This is a genomic window from Gammaproteobacteria bacterium (assembly GCA_013214945.1).
Classification (GTDB): domain Bacteria; phylum Pseudomonadota; class Gammaproteobacteria; order Enterobacterales; family Psychrobiaceae; genus Psychrobium.
The window spans coordinates 1-3564 of the sequence record JABSRT010000055.1 but is presented as its reverse complement, the minus strand read 5'-3'; the positions used below and the strand labels follow the sequence as shown (position 1 = coordinate 3564).

General features: G+C 41.8%; 4 protein-coding genes. 3 read left to right on the top strand and 1 reads right to left on the bottom strand.

Features of this window, described 5'->3' with window-relative positions; genetic code table 11:
- Positions 1 to 42: 42 nt before the first annotated feature.
- From HRU23_20335 to tviC, 3 genes are all read left to right on the top strand, one after another.
- On the top strand, positions 43 to 480 hold the full coding sequence (locus HRU23_20335) for a DUF86 domain-containing protein (GenBank protein ID NRA56487.1): 438 nt from the start codon (positions 43 to 45) through the stop codon (positions 478 to 480).
- A gap of 393 nt (positions 481 to 873) precedes the next feature.
- Positions 874 to 1887, top strand: a complete 1014-nt coding sequence (galE, locus tag HRU23_20330; protein ID NRA56486.1) for a UDP-glucose 4-epimerase GalE — start codon at positions 874 to 876, stop codon at positions 1885 to 1887.
- A 371-nt stretch (positions 1888 to 2258) separates the two neighbouring features.
- Entirely contained in the window at positions 2259 to 3299 is a 1041-nt protein-coding gene (gene tviC, locus HRU23_20325) for a Vi polysaccharide biosynthesis UDP-N-acetylglucosaminuronic acid C-4 epimerase TviC (GenBank protein ID NRA56485.1), read from the top strand.
- Positions 3300 to 3321: 22 nt separating this feature from the next.
- Here the strand turns inward: tviC and HRU23_20320 are convergent.
- On the bottom strand, positions 3322 to 3564 hold a 243-nt coding region (locus HRU23_20320; GenBank protein NRA56484.1), incomplete at its 5' end, for a transposase domain-containing protein.

Sequence of the window (3564 nt, the reverse complement as noted above, 5' to 3'; positions counted from 1 at the left end):
TTAACGAGGTTCTACAGAACATAAAAAAAGCGATCTCGATGAATGTTATTGGGTGATCTTCTTCATGTTATTACGCATAAACACCGGGCGATGTATTTAGCAGAACTTGATGAGTTGAGACAAGATCTACTTGATGATAATTTTCGCAGTCGTGATTATCGCGCGGTTGAGCGGTTACTGCAAATTTTCACTGAGTTGTGTGTTGGTTTGTCAAAGCATTGGTTGAAAACTATCGTGCGTGAATCAGCAGGACAAGCCTATCAAACTTTTTCCTTGCTCAGGGAACACAATCAAATTAGTGCGGATGAATTATCGAACTGGCGAAAAATCATAGACATGCGAAATTACTTGGTGCATGACTACTTAACTATTGATTTAACCGTGTTAGAAAATGTTATTCGCAAGGGTCACTATAGCCAGCTAAGTGATTTTAGCCAACGCGCTATTATGCATTTGAAAAAGCATGAAGCGTGTACTTAGCCAAAATAAGCACAGGTAAAGGTGATGATCTTTTCCCTTAATTTACTCGGCACTTTCGGTGTTTTTCTAGGCTCTCGTCGTACTACTTTTCGAACTAGATCAGAGGCAGCCTGTCATTAGTACCATAATGAGTGTGTGGAAGATTAGGATGATTTAAACTTACGCGCCCAGCAGCTAAATAAGCATGAATATAATTATGGCGAACGGGTATTACAAGTTCTTATTGAGTCTTGAATAGATTTGGCTAAGCATTGGGTTAAACAAGAACGCAATGTATAGCTTAATAAAATTGTTTTGCTCGATTAAGTATGTCTAATGTCAATGACCATTGTAAGTTATACTATTTTTAGGATTAATAGCCTTGGTGGCTCTATTAAATGATAAGGATTAAGCATGACTGTTTTTGTTACGGGTGGCGCAGGTTATATTGGCAGTCACACGATTGTTGAGTTGTTAAATGAAGGCCAACAAGTGGTGGTGCTCGATAACTTGAGTAACTCGAGTGAAGAGGCGTTGCGTCGTGTTGAGGGAATTACCGGTAAATCGGTGACTTTCTATCGCGGGGATGTACTAGATGCACCATTGCTTGATTCTATTTTTAAAAAACATGATATTGGATCAGTTATTCATTTTGCTGGGCTTAAAGCCGTTGGCGAGTCGGTGTCTTTGCCGCTTAAATATTATCAAAACAATGTCGCTGGTACATTAGTACTGTGTGAGGCGATGGCTAAAGCGAACGTTAAGAACTTAGTGTTTAGTTCGTCGGCTACCGTTTATGGCGATCCTGCCTCTTTGCCAATAACCGAAGATTTCCCAACTGGGGCGACCAATCCTTATGGTCAATCGAAGTTGATGGTTGAATATGTACTTAGCGATTTAGCAGCGTCGGACTCCAGCTGGAATATTGCGGTGTTACGTTATTTTAATCCGGTTGGGGCCCACAAAAGTGGTTTGATTGGGGAGGATCCTAATGATATCCCGAATAACTTGATGCCTTTCATCGCACAAGTGGCTGTGGGCAAACGTGAGCAGCTTAGCGTGTTTGGCAGTGATTATGATACCCATGATGGCACTGGCGTGCGTGATTATATTCATGTGGTGGATTTGGCCCAGGGACATTTAAAGGCACTGGTTAAGTTAAATAGTTCTCCAGGTTTAGTTACTTATAATTTGGGCACTGGTGTGGGTTATAGCGTGCTTGATATGGTGAAGGCTTTTGAGGTAGCGTGTGGTAATGCCATCGCTTATCAACTGGTTGAGCGTCGCCCTGGCGACATTGCTGCTTGTTATGCAAATCCTGACAAGGCTGCTCAGGAGCTTGGTTGGGTCGCTACTCACAAGATCGAGGATATGGCCAATAGCAGTTGGCTGTGGCAGTCGAGTAATCCGCAAGGATATAACGCTTAATGTGCATGAAAATGGTGGCTTTGGTCACCATTTTTCGTTTTGGGTGTCGCAGACGTCTAATTCCCCCGGAAATTAATAGCACCTATTAACGATGCCATTACACATGCCTTGCTGTGAGGTGATTTTTAAATGATGACATTAATTATTAGAACGGTTCTTGCTGATAAGTACTATTTAAGTTTGGTAGTTTTTTCCACCGAACTATTGTCGCTTTGAGTGCTGATTAGACTGCCTATTTTTAGTTTTGAGACTAAGCTTTTAATATTATTGTCGCTGATGTAGGCAAGGATGTTAATTTGGAATTAAGCGCTTGGTTGTGACTGTAGTGAGGTAGGCTAAGCGATAGACTTATAATAATGAAAGGATGCTTTATGTCTAGGTACCAACAAATACAAGATCAACTTGTCACAACCCCTAAAATTTGGTTAGTTACTGGAGTGGCTGGCTTTATTGGGTCTAACTTACTTGAAACCTTGCTGCTTTTAGATCAACAAGTAGTCGGGTTAGATAACTTTGCAACCGGCCATCAGCACAATTTAGATCAAGTTAAAGCCAGTGTTAGTGAGCAGCAGTGGCTTAGGTTTATCTTTATTGAAGGCGATATTCGAAACTTTGAGCATTGCCAGCAAGCGGTGAGTGGGGTTGATTATGTATTGCATCAAGCTGCGTTAGGTTCTGTGCCGCGCTCAATCGCTGATCCGGTGTTAACTAATTCGGCAAATATCACCGGCTTTTTAAACATGTTAACTGCGGCAAAAAATGAGCAAGTGAGTAACTTTGTTTATGCGGCGTCTAGTTCAACCTATGGCGATCACCCAGCACTGCCCAAGGTAGAAGAAAACATCGGTAACCCGTTGTCACCTTACGCGGTGACAAAATATGTTAATGAACTTTATGCTGGGGTATTTAAGAAAACCTATGATTTTAATACCGTTGGTTTACGCTATTTTAATGTCTTTGGTAAACGACAAGATCCTAATGGTGCTTATGCCGCTGTTATTCCTAAATGGACATCGGCGCTCATTAATGGCGAAGAGTTATTCATTAATGGTGATGGCGAAACCAGCCGAGATTTTTGTTTTATTGAAAATACCGTGCAAGCTAATATTTTGGCGGCTATGGCACCAGAGCAAGGGCTAAACCAAGTTTATAATGTTGCGGTAGGCGATAGAACCACACTTAATGAGTTATATGGCAGCATTAAAGCCGCGCTAGCTGTTAACGGTGTTAATTATACTAAGCAACCTGTGTATCAAGATTTTAGGGCTGGTGATGTCCGCCACTCTCAGGCTGACATTTCTAAAATTAGCGAGTTACTGGGTTATCGACCTGATTATCAAATACAGCAGGGCATTGATAAAGCGATGCCTTGGTATATTAAGTTTTTAAGCGGAAATACCGTTGGCAAGTAAGCGCACAACTAACCAGTTGCGCTTAGCCTGACGTGTAATCGAGCTGCACATTCCACGGCATCAATGCCGTTAAATCGGTTTGTTCATCTAAATTAGGCAGTGTTTTGAACAAGTGCTGGAAGTAGAAATATGGATTGATGTCATTGGCCCGGCAAGTCATCACGATACCATAAAGCGTCGCGCTGGCCTCAGCTCCTTTAACCGATTGTGAGAACATCCAATTTTTCCTGCCTGTGGTGAACGGCCTGATATCTCTTTCGGTAAT